Source organism: Azospirillum sp. HJ39 (genome assembly GCF_041507355.1).
Classification (GTDB): Bacteria; Pseudomonadota; Alphaproteobacteria; order Azospirillales; family Azospirillaceae; genus Azospirillum; species Azospirillum thiophilum.
Genome location: NZ_CP167913.1, coordinates 236,836 through 256,196 on the forward strand (window position 1 = coordinate 236,836; position 19,361 = coordinate 256,196).

The 19,361-nt window shown below is 69.4% G+C and carries 17 protein-coding genes; 10 read left to right on the top strand and 7 right to left on the bottom strand.

Features of this window, described 5'->3' with window-relative positions:
* Positions 1-8: 8 nt before the first annotated feature.
* From ABMY26_RS32515 to ABMY26_RS32525, 3 genes are all read left to right on the top strand, one after another.
* Positions 9-782, top strand: a complete 774-nt coding sequence (locus ABMY26_RS32515) for a ferredoxin--NADP reductase (protein WP_372400323.1) — start codon at positions 9-11, stop codon at positions 780-782.
* Positions 783-1,166: 384 nt separating this feature from the next.
* On the top strand, positions 1,167-2,954 hold the full coding sequence (locus tag ABMY26_RS32520; RefSeq protein WP_372400324.1) for a glycosyl hydrolase family 17 protein: 1,788 nt from the start codon (positions 1,167-1,169) through the stop codon (positions 2,952-2,954).
* Between the two features lie 75 nt (positions 2,955-3,029).
* Positions 3,030-3,656 carry a LysE family translocator gene (locus ABMY26_RS32525; RefSeq protein ID WP_372400325.1) on the top strand — a complete coding sequence of 209 codons (627 nt, stop codon included), beginning with the start codon at positions 3,030-3,032 and terminating at the stop codon, positions 3,654-3,656.
* 25 nt (positions 3,657-3,681) lie between these two features.
* Here ABMY26_RS32525 and dapB read toward each other — a convergent pair whose 3' ends face one another.
* Positions 3,682-4,479, bottom strand: a complete 798-nt coding sequence (gene dapB / locus ABMY26_RS32530; RefSeq protein WP_372400326.1) for a 4-hydroxy-tetrahydrodipicolinate reductase — start codon at positions 4,477-4,479, stop codon at positions 3,682-3,684.
* Positions 4,480-4,554: 75 nt separating this feature from the next.
* Positions 4,555-5,535 carry a zinc ABC transporter substrate-binding protein ZnuA gene (gene znuA, locus ABMY26_RS32535; RefSeq protein ID WP_372400327.1) on the bottom strand — a complete coding sequence of 327 codons (981 nt, stop codon included), beginning with the start codon at positions 5,533-5,535 and terminating at the stop codon, positions 4,555-4,557.
* Positions 5,536-5,624: 89 nt separating this feature from the next.
* Here znuA and znuC point away from each other — a divergent pair, with 89 nt between their 5' ends.
* Positions 5,625-6,440 (top strand): zinc ABC transporter ATP-binding protein ZnuC, encoded by an 816-nt coding sequence (gene znuC / locus ABMY26_RS32540; protein WP_372400328.1) that lies wholly within the window; start codon positions 5,625-5,627, stop codon positions 6,438-6,440.
* Positions 6,433-7,218 (top strand): zinc ABC transporter permease subunit ZnuB, encoded by a 786-nt coding sequence (gene znuB, locus ABMY26_RS32545; RefSeq protein ID WP_372400329.1) that lies wholly within the window; start codon positions 6,433-6,435, stop codon positions 7,216-7,218. Before znuC ends, znuB begins: the two co-directional genes overlap by 8 nt.
* A 312-nt stretch (positions 7,219-7,530) precedes the next feature.
* Here the strand turns inward: znuB and ABMY26_RS32550 are convergent, their stop codons facing one another.
* Complete coding sequence (locus tag ABMY26_RS32550; RefSeq protein WP_372400330.1) at positions 7,531-10,191, bottom strand: DNA translocase FtsK; 2,661 nt, start codon at positions 10,189-10,191, stop codon at positions 7,531-7,533.
* Between the two features lie 74 nt (positions 10,192-10,265).
* Complete coding sequence (locus ABMY26_RS32555) at positions 10,266-11,522, bottom strand: aminotransferase class I/II-fold pyridoxal phosphate-dependent enzyme (RefSeq protein ID WP_372400331.1); 1,257 nt, start codon at positions 11,520-11,522, stop codon at positions 10,266-10,268.
* 247 nt (positions 11,523-11,769) lie between these two features.
* Between ABMY26_RS32555 and ABMY26_RS32560 the strand changes: the two genes are divergently transcribed.
* Positions 11,770-12,378 carry a DUF2239 family protein gene (locus ABMY26_RS32560; RefSeq protein ID WP_372400332.1) on the top strand — a complete coding sequence of 203 codons (609 nt, stop codon included), beginning with the start codon at positions 11,770-11,772 and terminating at the stop codon, positions 12,376-12,378.
* A gap of 84 nt (positions 12,379-12,462) precedes the next feature.
* Here ABMY26_RS32560 and glnK read toward each other — a convergent pair whose 3' ends face one another.
* Positions 12,463-12,801, bottom strand: a complete 339-nt coding sequence (glnK, locus tag ABMY26_RS32565; RefSeq protein ID WP_014189833.1) for a P-II family nitrogen regulator — start codon at positions 12,799-12,801, stop codon at positions 12,463-12,465.
* Between the two features lie 426 nt (positions 12,802-13,227).
* On the opposite strand from glnK, the gene ABMY26_RS32570 reads away from it, so the two are divergent.
* From ABMY26_RS32570 to ABMY26_RS32585, 4 genes are all read left to right on the top strand, one after another.
* Positions 13,228-14,502 carry a UbiH/UbiF/VisC/COQ6 family ubiquinone biosynthesis hydroxylase gene (locus ABMY26_RS32570; RefSeq protein WP_045583674.1) on the top strand — a complete coding sequence of 425 codons (1,275 nt, stop codon included), beginning with the start codon at positions 13,228-13,230 and terminating at the stop codon, positions 14,500-14,502.
* 124 nt (positions 14,503-14,626) lie between these two features.
* The gene (locus ABMY26_RS32575; protein ID WP_372400333.1) at positions 14,627-15,292 is read left to right on the top strand and encodes an outer membrane lipoprotein carrier protein LolA; all 666 of its coding nucleotides are present in this window, start codon (positions 14,627-14,629) and stop codon (positions 15,290-15,292) included.
* A gap of 183 nt (positions 15,293-15,475) precedes the next feature.
* Positions 15,476-16,522: an AraC family transcriptional regulator gene (locus ABMY26_RS32580; RefSeq protein ID WP_372400334.1), complete on the top strand. Its 1,047-nt coding sequence runs from the start codon at positions 15,476-15,478 to the stop codon at positions 16,520-16,522.
* A gap of 334 nt (positions 16,523-16,856) precedes the next feature.
* Positions 16,857-17,450, top strand: coding sequence for a hypothetical protein (locus ABMY26_RS32585; protein WP_144428356.1), 594 nt, complete (start codon positions 16,857-16,859; stop codon positions 17,448-17,450).
* 92 nt (positions 17,451-17,542) lie between these two features.
* Here the strand turns inward: ABMY26_RS32585 and ABMY26_RS32590 are convergent, their stop codons facing one another.
* On the bottom strand, positions 17,543-17,899 hold the full coding sequence (locus ABMY26_RS32590) for a Lin0512 family protein (protein ID WP_045583671.1): 357 nt from the start codon (positions 17,897-17,899) through the stop codon (positions 17,543-17,545).
* A 114-nt stretch (positions 17,900-18,013) separates the two neighbouring features.
* Positions 18,014-19,213 (bottom strand): 4-hydroxybenzoate 3-monooxygenase, encoded by a 1,200-nt coding sequence (gene pobA / locus ABMY26_RS32595; RefSeq protein ID WP_372400336.1) that lies wholly within the window; start codon positions 19,211-19,213, stop codon positions 18,014-18,016.
* Positions 19,214-19,361: the final 148 nt, after the last annotated feature.

The window sequence follows — 19,361 nt, forward strand, 5'->3', positions numbered from 1 at the left end:
ACGCCCCAATGAGCAACTTGATCAAAGAACGCGTGCTGACCGTTCACCACTGGACCGACACGCTGTTCAGCTTCACCACCACGCGCGATCCGTCCTTCCGCTTCCTGCCGGGGCAGTTCACCATGATCGGGCTGGAGGTCGAAGGCCGGCCCCTGCTGCGTGCCTACAGCCTGGTCAGCGCGCATTACGAGGAGACGCTGGAGTTCTTCAGCATCAAGGTGCAGGACGGCCCGCTGACCTCGCGCCTGCAGCACCTGAAGGAAGGCGACACACTGCTGGTGAACCGCAAGGCGACCGGCACGCTGATCACCGACAACCTGCTTCCCGGGCGGAACCTGTATCTGCTGAGCACCGGCACCGGCCTGGCGCCGTTCCTCAGCATCATCAAGGACCCGGAGATGTACGAGAAGTTCGACCGGGTGATCCTGACCCACGGCACCCGCACGGTGGCCGAACTGGCCTATGACGAGCTGATCCACAACGCCCTGCCGGAGAACGAGTTCTTCGGCGAGCAGGTGAAGGAGAAGCTGCTGTACTACCCGACCGTGACGCGCGAGCCCTTCCGCAACCAGGGCCGGCTGACCACGCTGATGGAGACGGGCAAGCTGTACGAAGACCTGGGCCTGCCGGAGCTCGATGCCGAGAAGGACCGGGTGATGATCTGCGGCAGCCCGGCCATGCTGGCCGAGACCACCGCGATGATGGAGCGCCGCGGCTTCGTCATGGGCACCAACGGCGAGCCGGGCGGCTTCGTCATCGAGAAGGCGTTCGTCGAGCGGTGAGGGCTGTGTGGGGGTGTCGGCTGACGATGCCCCCTCCCTAACCCTCCCCCGCTTTGCGGGAGAGGGAACTCCGCTGCACCCCCCGCAAAAGTCCTGCCCCCTCTCCCGCGATCGGACCGGCCTTCGGCCGGACGAGAGCGGGGGAGGGATGGGGGGCTGATGCTGCCGAAATTCGCCCTTTGCGCCGGAATAAACTCCCCCTCCCGTGGGTTTATCAATCCGTGACGAAGGCACGTCACTCAATCCTTGACCGACTGGCGGGCGCGTCTCCTTTGGGGGCGCGCCCATTTTCATGGTGGGGCCGGTGAATAAAAACGCCGCCCGGCCTGTTGGTGCGACCGTCGCCGTTCAAACCGCCGAGCCTTTGGTGTAGACATCCCGCCCATGCGCCCGATCCTCATCCTCGCCGCGATCCTCGTCGCCGGCCTCGCGAATCTCGCCGTCTGGTCCCTGCCGAACCGCCCGGTGCCGCTCGATCCGCCGCCGGGCGGCAAGCTGCGCAGCGTGTCCTTCGCCCCTTTCCGCGACGGCCAGAGCCCGCTGACCCAGGTCTTCCCGACCACCGCCCAGATCGAGGAGGATCTGGCGGCGCTGGCGCCGCAGGTCGCCGGCGTGCGCACCTACACCTCGCTGGAAGGCTTGCAGGTGGTGCCGGAACTGGCGCGCAAGCATGGCATCCAGGTCACCATGGGGGCGTGGCTGTCCTCCAAGACCGAGAAGAACGAGGCGGAGATCGCCTCGCTGATCGACCTCGCCAACCGCTATCCCGACGTCATCACCCGCGTCATCGTCGGCAACGAGGTGCTGCTGCGCCGCGAGCTGACGCCGGAGCAGGTCGCCGGCTACATCGACCGCGTCAAGGCGGCGGTGAAGCAGCCGGTGTCCTATGCCGACGTGTGGGAATGGTGGCTGAAATACCCGCAGATCGCCGATCACGTCGATTACCTGACCATCCATCTGCTGCCCTATTGGGAGGACGTGCCGGCCGGCGTGGAGGGCGCGACCGAGCGCATCCGCCACAGCTACCGCATCATCGCCCAGCGTTTTCCCGGCAAGCCGATCCTGGTCGGCGAGACCGGCTGGCCGACCGCGGGGCGGTCGCGCGGCGCCGCGGTGCCCGGGCTGGTCAACAAGGCGACCTTCGTCAACGCCTTCGTCCGCATGGCCGAGCAGGAGGGCTTCGACTACAACGTCATCGAGGCCTTCGACCAGGAATGGAAGGCCAAGCTGGAGGGCACGGTCGGCGGCCACTGGGGCCTCTACAATGCCGACCGCACGCCGAAATTCTCGCTGGCCGGGCCGGTGGTCGGCAATGTGGCGTGGCCCTGGCTGTTCGCGGTCTCCAGCGGGCTGGCGCTGGTGCTGCTGGGCGGGCTGGCAGGGTTGCGCCGGCACCTGCCGGGCACCGGCTGGGTCGTGCTGATCCTGCTGGCGCAGGCGCTGTCGACCCTCTATGTGCGCGCCGCCTTCGTCGCCGCCCACGGCAAGCACTACTGGCAGGACACGACGCTGGCCATCGGCATGCTGGCGCTGACCGCGGCGCTGGTGCTGGCGGTGCTGCTGACCGCCCACCGCACGCTGGCGAGCGGCGGTCTGGCGCGCGAGCCGCTGGTCGGCCTGCGCCATGCCCGCCCGGCCCTGACCCGCACCGAGCGGGTGGGGCGGTGGAGCGCCGTGGCGCTGGGCGCGGTGGCGCTGGTCTGGTCGCTGCTGATCGTCTATGACGGTCGCTACCGCGACTTCCCCAACCCCTACCTGCTGATCCCGGCGCTGGCGCTGCCGGCGCTGGGGCTGGTCCGCGCCGCCCGCCGGCCGGTGGGGACCGGGGTCCGCGACGCGCTCGGCATCGCCGGCCTGTTCCGCCCGGCGGTCCCCGCCGCCGACGATGACGGAGAGCCCCGCGGCCTGTGCGGCGCTGTCCGCCGCCTGCCGGTCGAAGCGGCACTGGCCTTCGGCCTGCTGCTGGCCGCGCTGCTGACCGTGCTCGCCGAAGGCTTCGTGCCGCTCGAATCGCTGATCTACGGCCAGCTGCCCTTCATGGAGGCCCTGCACGAGGTCGATTGGAGCCGCCCGAACTGGGAGGCGCTGGGCTGGGCCGGCCTGCAGGTCCTGCTGGCGCTGCCCTTCCTGGCCGGGCTGTGGAGCGCCCGGCGGCCGCTGCGGCGGATTTGATGGCACTCCCCAGTTGCATGGGGCGGGCTGCTGTGGATTGATGGGCGGGTCCTTGCCGAACAGGAGACCCGCCCGATGTCGCCCGAACTGTGGCTCGCCTTTGCCGCCGCCTCCGCCGTCATGCTGATGATCCCCGGCCCGACGGTGCTGATCGTCGTGTCCTACGCGCTGGGCCATGGCCGGCGCTCGGCCATGGCGACGGTGGCCGGGGTGGCGTTGGGCGACTTCACCGCGATGACCGCCTCGATGCTTGGGCTGGGCGTGCTGCTGTCGACCTCGGCGGCGCTGTTCACCCTGCTGAAATGGGCGGGGGCGGCCTATCTGGTCTATCTCGGCTTCAAGCTGTGGCGGGCGCCGGTCGGGACCGGCGAGGCGGTGGCCGACGATCGGCCGGTGCGGCCCTGGCGCATGATGCTGCACACCTATGCCGTCACCGCGCTGAACCCGAAGAGCATAGTCTTCTTCGTCGCCTTCCTGCCGCAGTTCCTCGACCCCGGCCGGCCGCTGGCCGGGCAGATGGTGGTGATGGAGGCGACCTTCCTGGTGCTGGCGACGCTGAACGCCACTGCTTACGCCCTGCTGGCCTCGGCGGCGCGGCGCGCGGTGCGGACGCCGTCGGTGCAGCGCACCGTCAACCGGGTCGGCGGGTCGCTGCTGATGGGCGCCGGCCTGCTGACCGTCGCCTGGAAACGGACGGCGTGACGCGAGGCTTTTGCGTGCCGGGGGGTCAGACCCCCAGCACGTTCCGCATGCTGTAGAGGCCCGGCGTCTTGTCCTGGGCCCACAGGGCGGCGCGGACGGCGCCCTTGGCGTAGATCTGGCGGCCGGACGCCTTGTGGGTCAGTTCGATCCGCTCGCCGTCGCCGGCGAACATCACGGTGTGGTCGCCGATCACGTCGCCGCCGCGCAGCGTGGCGAAGCCGATCTCGCCGGCCGGGCGGGCGCCGGTGTGGCCGTCGCGGACCTTCTGCCAGACATCCTCCAGGGCAACGCCGCGCCCGGCCGCCGCCGCCCGGCCGAGGCCGAGCGCGGTGCCCGACGGCGCATCGACCTTGCGGCGGTGGTGCATCTCCAGGATGTCGATGTCGAAATCGTCGCCCAGCGTGTGGGCCACCTGCTCGACCAGCGCCAGCAGCAGGTTGACGCCCAGCGACATGTTCGGCGACTGGACGATGGCGGTGTGGGTGGCGGCGGTGGCGATGGCCGCCTGCTGCGACGGGTTCAGGCCGGTGGTGCCGATGACCAGCACGGTTTCCGACTGGGCGGCGAGCGCGGCATGGCGTTCGGTCGCGTCGGGGCTGGTGAAGTCGATCACCGCGTCCGACTGGGCGAACAGCGCGACCGGATCGTCGATGGCGGCGACGCCCAGCGGGTCGATGCCGGCCAGCAGGCCCAGATCCTTGCCCAGCGCCGGGCCGCCCGTCCGTTCGGTCCCGCCGGCCAGCGTGCAGCCGGCGGTGGCCGCGATCTCGCGCACCAGCATCTGCCCCATGCGCCCCGCGCAGCCGACGATACCGATCTTCATGACCACATCCCTTTTTCGAGCATCCGGAACCGGGCTTCCCCGCTGTCAGCGGTTTAGCACAGGCTCCGCCCCGGCTTAAGCGCCAAGGCAGCTGCGCAGCGATGCGGCGAGGTTGCGCAGCAGGGTGGGGTAGAGCGCCACGCCCTCCGCCAGATCGGCCCCTTCGGGATCGAGCACGCCGGTCTTCGCCTTGGTGCCCTCGACCACGGTCTGGACCAGCGCCGGTTCGAACTGCGGCTCGGCGAAGACGCAGGCGGCGCCCAGCCCGCCGATCTTGGCGCGGATCGCCGACAGCCGCTTGGCCGAAGGACGGCGGTCCGGGCTGACGGTGATGGAGCCCACCGCCGACAGGTCGTAGCGCGCCTCGAAATACTGGTAGGCGTCGTGGAAGACGACGAAGGGCTTGTCCTTCACCGGCGCCAGCGTCGCCTTCAACTCCGCGTCCAGCGCGTCGAGCGCCTGGAGCGTGCGGTCGGCATTGGTGCGGTAGGCCTCGGCATCGGCGGGATCGCGGGCGGCCAGCGCCTCCGCCGTCGCGACGACGATGGCGCGGGCGTTGGCGGGATCGAGCCAGATGTGGCTGTTCAGTTCCTCATGGTCGTCGCCGTGGTCGTGGCCCTTGTGGTCATGCGCCTTGTGGTCGTGGCCCTTATGGTCGTGGCTCTCATGGCCGTGGTCGTGGGCCTCCCACGCCCCGCCCTCGCGACTTTCCAGCAGGGTCAGGCCCCTCAGCTCCATCAGGGTCAGCAGTCTGGCCTTCGGGGCGTTGGCCTTCAGCGGCTTTTCCAGGAAACCTTCCAGCTCCGGCCCGACCCAGACGACGATGTCGGCGGCCGACAGCGCCTTGGCGTCCGACGGCTTCATCGCGTAGCTGTGCGGCGAGGCGCCGCCGCGCACCAGCAGCGCCGGTTCGCCGACACCCTGCATGACCGCGGCGACCAGCGAATGGATCGGCTTGATCGACACCACCACTTTCGGTGCATCGGCCAATGCCGGCAGCGCCGGGGAGACGAACAGGGCGGACAGGAGGGCGGCGGACAGCGCGTTGGGGCGCATGGGAGGGATCCTCTCGACTTGCTGGACAGGCTGCTGGATTTCAGCGCATAGGGAAGCCATGTTTAACTGGTGTCACGTTATAACGTAACATGTCAATATCCAGCCCGCAGCGCGATAAACCAGACCAGATCGACGGCGCCCTGTTCGCCGGCCCGCTCGCCTGGACCGAGGACCTGACCGTCCGCTTCGGCCGCCGCACCGTGCTGGACCGCGTCAACGTCGCCGTCCAGCCGGGGGAGGTGGTGACGCTGATCGGCCCCAACGGCGCCGGCAAGACGACGCTGGTCCGCGCGGTGCTGGGGCTGGTGGCGCCCGGCGGCGGGCGGGTGCTGCGCCGTCCGGGGCTGCGCGTCGGCTACATGCCGCAGAAGCTGGCGGTGGACCAGACGCTGCCGCTGACCGTGCGCCGCTTTTTGGCGCTGTGGCGGCCGGTGACCGCCGAGCGGGTGGAGGCGGCGCTGGAGGAGGCCGGGGTGACGCGGCTGGCCGATTCGGCGGTGCAGACCATCTCCGGCGGCGAGATGCAGCGGGTGCTGCTGGCCCGCGCCCTGCTGGGCGAGCCCGACCTGCTGGTGCTGGACGAGCCGGACCAGGCGGTCGACGTCCATGGTCAGGCCGAGCTGTTCCACCGCATCGCCCAGGTGCGGCAGCGCCGCGGCTGCGGCGTCCTGCTGGTCAGCCATGACCTGCATACGGTGATGGCGCGCACCGACCGGGTGATTTGCCTGAACGGGCATGTCTGCTGTTCCGGCCGGCCGGAGGATGTCAGCCGGCATCCGGAATACCATGCCCTGTTCGGCGGCCATGCCGCCGACCTCGCCGTCTACCTGCACCGCCACGACCACGCCCATGCCGAGGACGGCAAGGTCGTGCATGACCATGACGGGGGCTGCTGCCATGGATGAGTTCGTGGTTCGCGCGCTGCTGGCCGGCGGCGGCATCGCCCTGCTGGCCGGGCCGCTGGGCTCCTTCGTGGTGTGGCGGCGCATGGCCTATTTCGGCGACACGCTGGCCCATTCGGCCCTGCTGGGGGTGACGCTGGGCTTCCTGCTGGGCGTCAACCCGATGGTGGGCGTGATGGCGGTGTGCGTGGCGCTGGCCTTGGCGCTGGTCGCCCTGCAGCGCCGCCGCACGCTCGCGGCCGACACGCTGCTGGGCATCCTGTCGCACGGCTCGTTGTCGCTGGGTCTGGTGACGCTGGCCTTCCTGGAGACGCTGCGCATCGACCTGATGGCCTATCTGTTCGGCGACATCCTGTCGGTGACCGGCGGCGACCTGATGGCGATCTATGGCGGCGGGGCGGTGGCGCTGACCGGTCTGGCGCTGCTGTGGCGCCGGCTGCTGGCGGTGACGGTGGACGAGGATCTGGCGCGGGTGGAGGGCATGCCGGTCGACGCCCTGCGGCTGGCCTTCATGCTGCTGATCGCGCTGGTCATCGCCATCGCCATGAAGATCGTCGGCATCCTGCTGATCACCTCGCTGCTGATCATCCCCGCCGCCGCGGCCCGCCGCTTCGCCCGCACGCCGGAGACGATGGCGGCGCTGGCCTCGGTCATCGGCGTGGCGGCGGTCGTGGCCGGGCTGCTGGCCTCGCTGAACTGGGATCTGCCGGCAGGGCCGAGCGTGGTGGTGGCCGCCGCTGCGCTGTTCCTGCTGGGATCGCTGGTGCCTTTGAGGCGATAACAGGCACCGCCTGCAATCAGTAAAAGAACAGGGCTGCGTGGGTTTCCCGTTTTCGGACGCGACCACCTGCGCCATAGTCCGCGGGCGGACGCGATGGCGGATGGGCCGCCATCGCCGCCGCACTGACGGAGGGCTTGAGGATGGAACGCTTCCTCACTCTCCTGATCCTGGTGCTGGAGATCGTCAAGCGGCTGCTTGACCTTCTGATGCACTAAGATCGGGCGGGCGGGCCGGGGAATTGCAGTCCCCGGCCCGCCTACCCCCGATATTGGTGCCGTACCCCGCCGCTGTCAACGGGCCGGGAAAAAACACTCATTCGTCGATGTTGCGTGCCAGAACCTCGCGTTTGCCGGAGTGGTTGGGCTTGCTGACCACCCCTTCGGTCTCCATCCGCTCGATCAGGCGGGCGGCGGAGTTGTAGCCGATGCGCAGCTGGCGCTGGATGAAGCTGGTCGACGCCTTGCGCTCGCGGCAGACCACCGCCACCGCCTTGTCGTAGAGGTCGTCGCCCGAGCCGCTGCCGGTGCCCGGCAGGCCGCCGTCGTCGAAGGACTCGCCGCCCTCCTCGTCCTCCAGGATGGCGTCGACATAGTTGGGCTCGCCCTGGGCCTTGAGGAAGCGGACGATCTGCTCGACCTCGTGGTCGGAGACGAAGGGGCCGTGGACGCGGGTGATGCGGCCGCCGCCGGCCATGTAGAGCATGTCGCCCTGGCCGAGAAGCTGTTCGGCCCCCTGTTCGCCCAGGATGGTGCGGCTGTCGATCTTGCTGGTGACCTGGAAGCTGATGCGGGTCGGGAAGTTGGCCTTGATGGTGCCGGTGATGACGTCGACCGAGGGACGCTGCGTCGCCATGATCAGGTGGATGCCGGCGGCACGCGCCATCTGGGCGAGGCGCTGGATCGCCGCCTCGATGTCCTTACCGGCCACCAGCATCAGGTCGGCCATCTCGTCGACGATGACGACGATGTAGGGCAGCTCGGTGAGGTCGAGCGGCTGTTCCTCGAACAGCGGCTTGCCGGTGTCGGGATCGAAACCGGTCTGGACGCGGCGGGTCAGCGACTCGCCGCCCTCGCGCGCCTCGCGCAGGCGGGCGTTGTAGCCCTCGATGTTGCGCACCCCCAGCTTGGACATGTTGCGGTAGCGGTCCTCCATCTCCCGCACCGTCCATTTCAGCGCAACCACCGCCTTCTTGGGGTCGGTGACGACGGGGGTCAGCAGATGGGGGATGCCCTCGTAGACCGACAGTTCCAGCATCTTGGGGTCGATCATGATGAAGCGGCAGCGCTCCGGCGGCAGCCGGTAGAGCAGCGACAGGATCATGGTGTTGATCGCCACCGACTTGCCCGAGCCGGTGGTGCCGGCGACCAGCAGATGGGGGAAGCGGGCGAGGTCGGCGACCACCGGCTGGCCGCCGATGTCCTTGCCGAGCGCCAGCGCCAGCTTGCCGCCATGCTTGTCGAAGCCGTCCGCCGCCATCAGCTCGCGCAGCAGCACGGTCTCGCGCTTTGCGTTGGGCAGCTCGATGCCGATGACGTTGCGGCCGGGCACCACGGCGACGCGGACCGACACCGCGCTCATCGAGCGGGCGATGTCGTCGGCCAGGCCGATGACGCGCGAGGATTTGGTGCCGGGCGCCGGCTCCAGCTCGTACAGGGTGACGACCGGGCCGGGATGGACCTTCTGGATCTCGCCGCGCACGCCGAAATCGCCGAGCACCCCTTCGAGCTGGCCGGCGTTGCGCTGCAGCGCAGCCTCGTCGAGCTGTTCGCCGCGGATGCCGGCGGGCGGCACCTGCAGCAGGTCGAGCGGCGGCAGCTCGTAGCCCGGCGGGCCGTCCTCCTCGCCCAGCGGCAGCCGGGGCTGGCGCGGGTCGGTCCTTGCGGCCTCGCGTTCGGACGCGGTGGATTTCGGCGGGGCGATGACCGGGATCGGGCGCAGCGGCCGTTGGTCGGTGCCTGCCTGCCCGGCGCCCTGCCCGGCGCCCTGCCCGGCCGAGCCCGTGCCGGCAGCCGGGGGCGGGCTGGCGTCAAGCCCGGCGGGGGGAAGCGGGTCGACGCGCACGGCATCGTCGAAGCGGGGCCGGTCGCGCTTGGGGGCGCCGTCGCCGCGCAGCGCGTCGTCCACGGCGATGGAGGCGGTCTGCACCGCGGCCTGCGCCGCGTTGCGGCCATGGCGGCGCAGGGCGTCGATGCCGTTGCGGGTCCCCGTGCGGATCAGCCGCACGCCGTTCACGCTGCCGCGGCCGAGCGCGCGGAAGCTGGCGATCCATTCGCCGACCGACAGGCCGGCGGCCAGGAACAGCACCAGCCCGGCACCGACCGCGGCGGCGGTCGCCACCATCGGTTCCGCCCCGAACAGGTTGCCGACGCCGCGCAGCAGGACCTGGCCGATGCTGCCGCCGGGCAGCGGCGCCAGCGGGTCGGTCGACGCATCGGTCAGGCCGGCGAGCGCCATCGATCCCAGGATCACGCCCCACAGCGCCAGCACGGTGCGGAACAGCGGGTTGCCCAGTCGGCGCTGCGCCCCCAGGCGCCAGCCCCAGAACATCGGCACCAGCGCGATGACGAAGGAGGCCCAGCCCAGTGACTGGATCAGCAGGTCGGCGACATAGGCGCCGGGGGTGCCGAACAGGTTGTGGGTGCCCCCCGATGCGGCGGGGACCGAGTTCAGCGAGGCGTCCTGCGGGTCGTAGCTGCCCAGCAGCACCATCAGCAGCAGGCCGAACAGCCCCAGCACGAAGCCCATCGCCTCGCGCGCGCGGGCGACGACGAAGGCGCGCATGGCCGGGGAGAAGAAGGGGGGCTTCTCTGCCCGGCCGCGGCCGGCGCGCAGCCGGTCCCGTCCCGGATCCTTGCCCATCTCCTTGCCGGCTTCCTTGCCGCCGTCGCGGGACCCGCCCTTGCGCGGGCCGGCGGCGGTCCGCCCCAGGCTGGGCCGGGGGCGCGCGGAGGAAGGGCCGGCGGGTCGGGCCATGGGACGGGAACCTCGTGCTGTAGAAAACTTGGAGACGGGCGGGAAACCGGGCGGGCCGGTCAACCGAGAGTGGCTTAGCCGAGAATGCGGACGATGGAGGCGCAGGCCTGGGCGACGGTGTCGGCGCTTTCGACCAGCGCCACGCGGATATAGGCGTCGCCGGGGTTCGGTTCGCCCGGATTGCTGCGCGACAGGTAGGCGCCGGGCAGCACGCGGACCGCCCCCTCCGCCCACAGCCGCTTGGCCGCCTCCTCGCCGTTGCCGACGTCGAGCCACAGGAAGAAGCCGCCGGCCGGGCGGTAATAGCCGTAGCGGCCGCCCAGCTCGGCCTCCGCAGCGGCGAACTTGGCGCGATAGGCGGCGCGGTTCTCCTCCACATGCGCCTCGTCGCGCCACAGCGCGGTGCTGGCCGCCAGGATCGGCAGCGGCATGCCGGCGCAGCCGTAGCTGCGCAGGCGGGAGAAGCGCCCGATCAGCGCCGGGTCGCCGGCGACGAAGCCGGAGCGCATGCCGGCCGCGCTCGACCGCTTGGACAGGGAGTGGAAGACCAGCAGGTTGGCCCAGGGCTTGCCGTCCTGTTGCGGCATGCCGGCCGCGACCTGGAGCGCGCCGACCGGCGGGGCGTCCAGCCAGATCTCGGCATAGCATTCGTCGACCGCCAGCACGAAGCCGTATTGCCGCGCCAGCCCGATCGCCTTGGCGAGATAGGCCGGCGTGGCCGCCGCCCCCTGCGGATTGCCGGGCGTGCACAGGTAGAACAGCGCCGTGCGCTCCAGCAGCTCCGGCGTCAGGGCATCGAGGTCGGGCAGGAAGCCGGTTTCGCGCGTCGCCGACAGGAACACCGGCTCCGCCCCTGCCATCACCGCCGCCCCCTCGTAGGGCGCATAGAAGGGGTTGGGCATCAGGACCGCCGGCTGGCGCCCGGCCTTCTGTGTCGGCACCGCCAGCAGGGCCAGCATGAAGAGCGCCTCGCGCGTGCCGGACAGCGGCAGGATGGAGCTGTCGGCATGCAGCAGCCCCGGCGGCAGTTCGTAGCGGCGGGTCAGCCAGTCGCCGGCCGCGGCGCGGAATTCCGGCGTGCCGCCGACCGGCGGGTATTTGCCCCAGCCGGCGGTGTTGGCGCGCAGCGTCTCGTCGATGATGGCCGGCGGGGTATGCTGCGGCTCGCCCACCGTCAGCAGGATCGGGGCGACGTTGGCCCGCGGCGTGATCGGCGCCAGCAGGTTGGCCAGCCGGGTGAAGGGATAATCGGTCAGCCGGTCGAGGCGGTCGTTCCCGATCGCCTCGGTGAAGACGGCACCGCTGTTGACGCTGAAATCGGCAAGGACCATGACGACCGGAACCCTCTTCCCACCCCGGATGCCGCGCCCCGGCCAATCGGGGTGCGGCCGCATCTCATGCGCGACCGATCCTATCGGCGCCGCCCGGGGGGCACAAGCGCCCAGAACCCATGGGACGGGACCGGTGGCCGAACGGTCACAGGCCGCGGGCGGCATGCGGCCGATTTTTATCCGGGTGATATTGACTCCCGGTTTTCATCCGGGTAAAAACCCGGCGTCACAACCCCGAGGCCAGCCCATGTCCGTCACCGCCGAACCCCTTTGCACCGCCTTCCGCGGCGACCGCCGCATCGCCGCCGGAGATGGGCCGTCCGTCGCGCGGGTACTGCGGACGGCGCTTGCCGCGGAGCCGGATGGGCCGCCGGCCCTGGTCTTCGACGATGCGACTGGGCGGGCCGTCGATCTCGATCTGCGCGGGCCGGATTTGCGGGAAACCGGCGGGGAGCTTGCTGCTCCGCAGACCCCGCGCGGGCCGGGGCGGCCGAAACTGGGGGTGGTGGCGCGCGAGGTGACGCTGCTGCCGCGGCATTGGGACTGGCTGAACGCCCAGCCCGGCGGGGCGTCGGTGGCGCTGCGCAAGCTGGTGGACGAGGCGCGCAAGGGGGGAGAGGCGAAGGACCGCATGCGCCGTGCGCAGGAGGCCGCCTATCGCGTGATGTCGGCCCTGGCCGGCGACCGGCCGGGCTACGAGGAGGCGGTGCGGGCGCTCTATGCGGCGGATCGCTTGCTGTTCGACGGCCTGACGGCGGACTGGCCGGCGGATGTGCGCGATTATGCCCGCGCGCTGGCGGCGGACGCCTTTGCCGTTCCCGGTTCCGTTCCAGGCGATCCGGCCGCGGCCGGCTGATCTGTGGACGGCAGGCGCGCGTTTGCGCGCCGGCCGGGTCCGTTCCTGCACGGATGAGGAGCGGACCCGCCTTCGCCGTCGGCCTTACAGCGCCTCGGAGTTGGTCTCTCCGGTGCGGATGCGCACGGCCTGCGCGATCTCCAGGACGAAGATCTTGCCGTCGCCGATGCGGCCGGTGTTGGCGGCCTTCTGGATCGCCTCGACCACCTGCTCGTACTGGTCGTCGGAGACGGCGACCTCGACCTTCACCTTGGGCAGGAAGCTCACCGAATATTCGGCGCCGCGGTAGATTTCCGTCTGGCCCTTCTGGCGGCCGAAGCCCTTGACCTCGCTGACGGTCAGGCCCTGGATCCCGAGCGAAGTCAGCGCCTCGCGCACTTCGTCCAGCTTGAACGGCTTGATGATGGCCATAACCAGTTTCATGTGGCTTCCCCTTAAAGCGTTGTTCCGGCCGCGGATGAGGCTGTGGCCGCCCCGTTGCGGTTCCGGTCCGGCCAAACGCCGTCCCGTCCTCCCGCCGATGGCCAAGCCTGTTCGCGTCGACCGCAAAAAGCAATGACTACAAGAATCGTGCCGGTTGAAATCCGCCGCGGCAACCGGGATGTGCCCGCCGATTGGGCGCTCAAAAAGTCATCATATGCCTGAAATACGACCATTCATGAGCCGTCCGGCCGCCTGTCGGGCATGGCCGGCCCGGTTTGCCGGGGCGGCGCCCGGACAGGACACTGGACAGGAGGCCTCCGTAAGACAATGTTTGATCGCGCGCGGCGCCGCCCGGTCCGGACCCGTCCGGTTTTCGGGACCGGTTGGCTGCCGCGCCATGCAAGAGGCGAGAGGGCAACGAGCATCATGGCCGTATCTGGCACCGAATCGGGCAAAGCGTCCGTCCCCCCGCAGGGCGGCGACATCACCACCGAGGTCGTGGTGCTGGGCGGCGGTCTGGCCGGGTTGACCATGGCGGCGGCGCTCGCCAGCGCCGGCGTGCCGGTGGTCTGCATCGACCAGGACAGCCCGGAGCGCATGGAGAGCCACGGCTTCGACATCCGCACCACCGCGATCTCCTACGCCTCGAAGATGGTGCTGGAGTCGGCGGGGGTCTGGCACCACATGGCCGAGCGGGCCGGGCCGATGCTGGACATCCGCATCGCCGACCAGTTCTCGCCGCTGTTCATCCATTACGACCACACCGAACTGGCGATGGAGGGCACGCACCAGCCCTTCGGCTGGATCCTGGACAACAAGGACATCCGCAGCGCCCTGTTCACCCGCTCGGCCGAGCTGCCGGGGCTGGTCCATCTGGCGCCGGCCAAGGCGATCACGGTGGAGCGCACGCGGACCGGCGTGTCGGTGCGGCTGGCCGACGGGCGCACGGTGCGCGGCCGGCTGCTGGTCGGCGCCGACGGCCGGCGGTCGCTGGCGCGCGACAGCGCCGGGATCAAGGTGCGGCGCTGGTCCTACGACCAGAGCGCCATCATCTGCACCATCCGCCATTCCGAGCCGAACAAGGGCGTCGCGGTCGAGCATTTCCTGCCCAACGGCCCCTTCGCCGTGCTGCCGATGACGGACAACCGCTGTTCCATCGTGTGGAGCGAGAAGACCTCGCTGGTCGACACCTACCTGAAGCTGCCCGAGGACCAGTTCATCGACGAGCTGACCCGGCGGTCCGGCGGCTATCTCGGCGAGATCTCGCTGCTGACCCGGCGCGAGGCGTGGCCGCTGTCGGTGCTGCTGGCCGAGCGCTTCGTCGCCGACCGGCTGGCGCTGGTGGGCGAGGCCGCCCATGCCATCCACCCCATCGCCGGGCAGGGGCTGAACCTCGGCATGCGCGACGTGGCGGCGCTGGCCGAGGTGGTGGTCGACGCCTACCGGCTGGGGCTGGATGTCGGCGGGCCGGAGGTGCTGGCGCGCTTCCAGCGCTGGCGCCGCTTCGACACCGTGCTGCTGGCCGCGGTGTGCGACGGGCTGGTCCACCTGTTCTCCAACAGCATCCCGCCGGTGAAGCTGGCGCGCGACCTGGGCATGGCGGTGATCAACCGGCTGCCGCCGGTCAAGCGCTTCTTCATGAAGCATGCCATGGGGGTGGTGGGCGACCTGCCCCGGATGATCCGCGGGCTGCCGCTCTGATCCTTCCTTCCCCGGCTCCTCTCCGTCGGTGGTCCTTGGCAGCGGGGGGCGGACTCCTTATGTCCGCCTCGGTGCCCGACGGGGATCCGGGCCCTGGACGACCGAAGATCCCGAACGACCGAGGATGAAGACCGTGCTTCGCCGCCTTTCCGCCGTTCTGCTGTCCGCCGCCCTGCTGGCCCCGGTTCCGGCCGCGCTCGCCGCCTCCGCCGCCCCGGCGGTCCCCGTCGCCCTGACGGCGCAGGACGAGGCAACCGTCGCCAAGGTGGAGGAGTATCTGAACGGGATCGTCAACCTCCAATCGAAGTTCCTGCAGGTGGCCCCCAACGGCCGGCAGGCGACCGGCACCTTCTATCTGTCGCGGCCGGGAAAGATGCGGCTGGAATATGACCGGCCGCTGAAGGATTTCATCGTCGCCGACGGCAGCTTCGTCTTCTATTGGGACGGCGAGATGCGCCAGCAGTCGAGCGCGCCCATCGGTTCGACGCTCGCCGACTTCATCCTGCGCAAGACCATCCGCCTGTCGGGCGACGTCACCGTGACCGAGGTCTTCCAGGCACCCGGCGTGATCGAGGTCAGCCTGCTGGAGACCAAGGATCCCGGCAAGGGCACCCTGACCCTGGTGTTCGAGGACCGCCCCTTCCAGCTGCGCAAATGGCGGGTGCTGGATGCCCAGGGCTTGACCACCGAGGTGGCGCTGCTCAACCCGCGCACCGACGTCACCTTCGAGCGGGACATGTTCTATTTCAAGGAGCCGGCGCGCGGGTCCGACTTCGGCCGCAACAACTGATGCCGCCGCGCCAGTCGGCGCGGATACCGGCGGCCATTATCGGACCGCCGGTATGAGCGGGCGGGCGCCCGTTCCGAAACCGTAGGCACATCGTACAATTCACGGAGCGAGCGGTCTCTGGCAGGCTTGAGAACGGCATGATGTTTGCTGCGTTGCGGCAAACCGGCTGCGAGAGGCTGTGTCATGACGCCGCACCGACCGAAGATTGGGCAGACTGCCGACCGCCGCACAGGAACTGTGCAGCACAACATCCTTGCCGCGGCGGCGTGCGGGGTTTCCGGCTTCATCGCCGCGCAGGGCGGCTGCGCCGACCGGGTGTTCCTGCGCGCCGGGGTGGAGGAGCGGGCGCTGGGCCAGCCGACGCTGGCGCTCGACCTCGGCGCCTATGTGGCGATGATGGAGGAGGCGGCGGCGGAGACGGGCAACGACAATTTCGGCCTGCTGTTCGGCCGCCAGTTCCAGCCGGAGATGCTGGGGCTGATCGGCTCCATTGCGCTGGCCGCGCCGACGCTGGGGGCGGCGCTGGAGCATCTGGCCCGGCTGTTCCCCTTCCACCAGCAGGCGACCGAAACCCGCTTCGTCCGCGAGGGCGAGTTGCTGCGGCTGGAATACCGCATCCTCGACGGCCGCATCGTCGAGCGGCGGCAGGATGCCGAGCTGACCATGGGCATGTTCGCCAATGTGGTGCGCGCCTGCCTCGGCCCGGGCTGGATGCCGGAGGAGGTGCATTTCGAGCATCCCCGGCCGGAGGGCTGGCGCCAGCACGAGGCGCTGTTCGACGCCCCGGCCCATTTCGGCCAGCGCACCAACGCCCTCCTGCTGCGCGACCGCCATCTCGACCGCCGCATGCCCGGCGGCGACATGGCCCGGCTGACCGGCCTGTGCGGCACCCTGGTCGACATCGCCCGCGGCACCGGCACGCCGCCGCTGCTCGACCGGGTGCGGGCGGAGGTGCGGGCCTGCCTGCCGGACGGGCCGCCCCATCTCGAGGACATCGCCGACCGGCTGGGCATCGCCCGCTGGACGCTGCAGCGCCGGCTGGCCGACGAGGGGCTCAGCTTCTCCGATCTGGTGGAGAGGGTGAGGCGCGACTTGGCGGCGATCCATATCCGCCAGCGCCATGTCCCGATCGCCGACATCGGCGCCCTGCTGGGCTATTCGGAGGTCAGCGCCTTCAGCCGCGCCTTCCGGCGCTGGTTCGGGGTGTCGCCGGCCAGGATGCGCGCCTAGAATTTCGAGCCCGCCCATATGTCGGCGGAGTTCGGCCGAGTTCGGAAAACCGGCTTGGCGGCGCGCATCCGGCGGATCGTTGCACATGCAGCTTGACGAAGGCCGCAGGAGGCCCTGGACCCGCCGACGTACAAACAACATCATCCGTTTGTTTGGGATCATCAAGCCGATTGGCCGTCGATTGGCCGTTGAGCGTCAACGATTCAGGCGCTTGATTCCGCGTGGTTGCGCTACTTGGGATTACCACTTAAGGTGGGTTATGGGTGCTTCGCTGCAGACCATAGCTATGCGGACGCAGTGGCCCCGTGAAAAATAATGGTAGTGGGGAAAATCCATGATAGCGAGCAGATTTCGTGCGGCGCTCTTGGCAGTAAGCACGCTGTTGTTGCTCAGTGCCTGTGCCAGTCCGCATATGCGGGATGCATCGGAACCGGTCGCGGCGACCAAACCCTCTGAAAACTCAGCGACACTTGTCCTGATGCGCCCGTCGATGTTCGGAGGAGCCATTCAATCGTCGGTCTATGACATAACGTCAGGAAAATCAGAGTTTATCGGTATCGTATCTGCCGGGAAGAAAATTGCTTACGAAACTCCCGCAGGCAAGCATCGCCTGATGGTTGTGGGGGAGTCGGCCGACTTCATGGACGCGGATTTAGCAACCGATCAAGTCTATTACGCTCGTATTGCTCCACGCTTCGGAATGTGGAAAGCCCGCTTTTCTCTGGAACCGGTTCCCGCTTCGTCCTCCGATCTCGAGAGCGACCTGAAAGCTTGCACATGGGTCGAAAACACCCCCGCTTCGCATGATTGGGCTCGGGCAAACATGCAGAGCGTGGATATGAAGAAGGCGGAGTACTTGGCCGATTGGGAGAAGGGAACGGATAAGCCTTTCATTGCGCAAGATGCTGGAAAGAAAACGCGCCCATAATTGGCGTTTTCAGGAACGATCCGGTGCGCGCGAGCTGGGAAATCACGTATACCGCATAGCAAATTGAAGCAGGGGGGGACGCATCCGAACAATCAGATGCCGACCTCCACGGCAGCGTTGACCACGTAGATCTGCTCGTTGCGGTCGTTCTTGTCGGCCAGGAAGATGCCGCTCGGCGCCAGCATGCCGCCGCTGGTGACATGGATGGTGACGGCGCCGTAGGGGAAGACCGCCTTGACCGCCTCCTGGTCCAGCCGGTCGGCGTCGGCCGGCACGGCGAGATGGACGCGCACCTGCATCCTGCCGGTGTCGCCGTCCACCAGCGCCCGCATGCCGGGCATCGAGTTGCGTTCGATGGCGTTGCGCACGGCACGGACCGCGGCCTTGGTCACGTCCTGCCCGTGCAGGTCCACCCCCATGCCGAGTTCCACGAACATCACCTGCTTCATCGCGATAGCTTTCCCTCTGGCTGTCGGTCGGGGGACAGGATGGCGCGGCAAGGGGGCGGATGCCAGTGGGCGGATGGGGATTTCCGGGCTGTGGAAGGGGCAGCCCGCACCTCCTCACTCCATCGGCAGGCCGACGTAATTCTCGGCCAGCGCGGTCATGGCGGCGCGGGAATGGACGAGATAGTCCAACTCGGCCAGATGCACGCGCTGCTCGAACGGCGAGTCCTGCTCGTTCCGGTGCAGCATGGTGGTCATGTACCAGGAGAAGCGCTCCGCCTTCCAGATGCGGCGCAGGCAGGTGGCGCTGTAGCCCTCCAGCCCCTCCGTGCCGCCGGACTTGTAGTAGGCGGTCATGGCGCGCGACAGCACCAGCACGTCGGCCACCGCCAGGTTCAGGCCCTTGGCGCCGGTGGGCGGCACGATGTGGGCGGCGTCGCCGGCAAGGAACAGCCGGCCATGCTGCATCGTCTCGCAGACGAAGCTGCGCATGGCGATGATGCCCTTCTGGAAGATCGGCCCCTCCTTCAGGGTCCAGCCGCTCTCATCCTCCAGCCGGCGATGCAGTTCGGACCAGATGCGGTCGTCCGGCCAGTTGGCGATGTCGTCCCGGGGATCGACCTGGAGGTAGAGCCGCTGCACCTCCGGCGAGCGGGTGCTGAGCAGGGCGAAGCCGCGCTCGTGGTTGGCGTAGATCAGCTCGGGGTGGGACGGCGGCGCCGCGGTCAGGATGCCGAGCCAGCCGAAGGGGTAGACGATCTGGTATTCGGCCCGGGCGGCGGCGGGGATCGCCTGCCGCGCCGGCCCGTGGAAGCCGTCGCAGCCGGCGACGAAATCGCAGCGCAACTCCTCCGGCGGGCCATCCGGGCCGCGGCGGAAACTCACGCGCGGCGCCTTGCCGTCGAGATCGTGGAACTGCACGTCCGACACGCCGAACAGGATGCTGCCGCCATCCTCCAGCCGGGCGGAGACGAGGTCGCGGATCACCTCGTGCTGCGCATAGACGGTGACGCGCTTGCCGCCGGTCAGCTCCGCCATGTCGATGTGGTGGCTTCGGCGGTCGAAGCGCAGGGTGATGCCGGAATGGAAATGGCCCTCGCGCATCATGCGCCCGCCGAGCCCCATCCCGTTCATCAGGTCGACGACCCACTGCTCCAGCACGCCGGCGCGGATGGTGCCCTCGATCTCCTCGCGGGTCCGGTGCTCCAGGATCACCGACTCTATGCCCTGCCGGTGCAGCAGGTGGGACAGGAACAGCCCGGCCGGGCCGGCGCCGACGATGGCGACCTGGGTCCGCATCGCCTTGGTGGTCTGCATGTCTCTCGCCCTCCTCGGGGGAACTGTCGGGGACGTCGGGTGGCGTTTTGTTCGTGGCGCCAATCATTCGTATCGATGCTAATCCAGGGAGCGGAGGGCCGGACATAGACGAACCGGCGAAAGGCTTGTACTTTTCAGCGCCAGACCG

Excerpts from the sequence above, each read along its gene's own strand:
- ABMY26_RS32550 (WP_372400330.1), bottom strand. The coding sequence starts at position 10,191 with ATGGCCCGACCCGCCGGCCCTTCCTCCGCGCGCCCCCGGCCCAGCCTG.
- znuC (WP_372400328.1), top strand. The coding sequence starts at position 5,625 with ATGTCAATATCCAGCCCGCAGCGCGATAAACCAGACCAGATCGACGGC.
- pobA (WP_372400336.1), bottom strand. The coding sequence starts at position 19,213 with ATGCAGACCACCAAGGCGATGCGGACCCAGGTCGCCATCGTCGGCGCC.
- ABMY26_RS32575 (WP_372400333.1), top strand. The coding sequence starts at position 14,627 with ATGAAGACCGTGCTTCGCCGCCTTTCCGCCGTTCTGCTGTCCGCCGCC.
- znuB (WP_372400329.1), top strand. The coding sequence starts at position 6,433 with ATGGATGAGTTCGTGGTTCGCGCGCTGCTGGCCGGCGGCGGCATCGCC.
- ABMY26_RS32560 (WP_372400332.1), top strand. The coding sequence starts at position 11,770 with ATGTCCGTCACCGCCGAACCCCTTTGCACCGCCTTCCGCGGCGACCGC.
- ABMY26_RS32585 (WP_144428356.1), top strand. The coding sequence starts at position 16,857 with ATGATAGCGAGCAGATTTCGTGCGGCGCTCTTGGCAGTAAGCACGCTG.
- dapB (WP_372400326.1), bottom strand. The coding sequence starts at position 4,479 with ATGAAGATCGGTATCGTCGGCTGCGCGGGGCGCATGGGGCAGATGCTG.
- ABMY26_RS32555 (WP_372400331.1), bottom strand. The coding sequence starts at position 11,522 with ATGGTCCTTGCCGATTTCAGCGTCAACAGCGGTGCCGTCTTCACCGAG.
- glnK (WP_014189833.1), bottom strand. The coding sequence starts at position 12,801 with ATGAAACTGGTTATGGCCATCATCAAGCCGTTCAAGCTGGACGAAGTG.
- ABMY26_RS32570 (WP_045583674.1), top strand. The coding sequence starts at position 13,228 with ATGGCCGTATCTGGCACCGAATCGGGCAAAGCGTCCGTCCCCCCGCAG.
- ABMY26_RS32580 (WP_372400334.1), top strand. The coding sequence starts at position 15,476 with ATGACGCCGCACCGACCGAAGATTGGGCAGACTGCCGACCGCCGCACA.
- znuA (WP_372400327.1), bottom strand. The coding sequence starts at position 5,535 with ATGCGCCCCAACGCGCTGTCCGCCGCCCTCCTGTCCGCCCTGTTCGTC.
- ABMY26_RS32525 (WP_372400325.1), top strand. The coding sequence starts at position 3,030 with ATGTCGCCCGAACTGTGGCTCGCCTTTGCCGCCGCCTCCGCCGTCATG.
- ABMY26_RS32515 (WP_372400323.1), top strand. The coding sequence starts at position 9 with ATGAGCAACTTGATCAAAGAACGCGTGCTGACCGTTCACCACTGGACC.
- ABMY26_RS32590 (WP_045583671.1), bottom strand. The coding sequence starts at position 17,899 with ATGAAGCAGGTGATGTTCGTGGAACTCGGCATGGGGGTGGACCTGCAC.
- ABMY26_RS32520 (WP_372400324.1), top strand. The coding sequence starts at position 1,167 with ATGCGCCCGATCCTCATCCTCGCCGCGATCCTCGTCGCCGGCCTCGCG.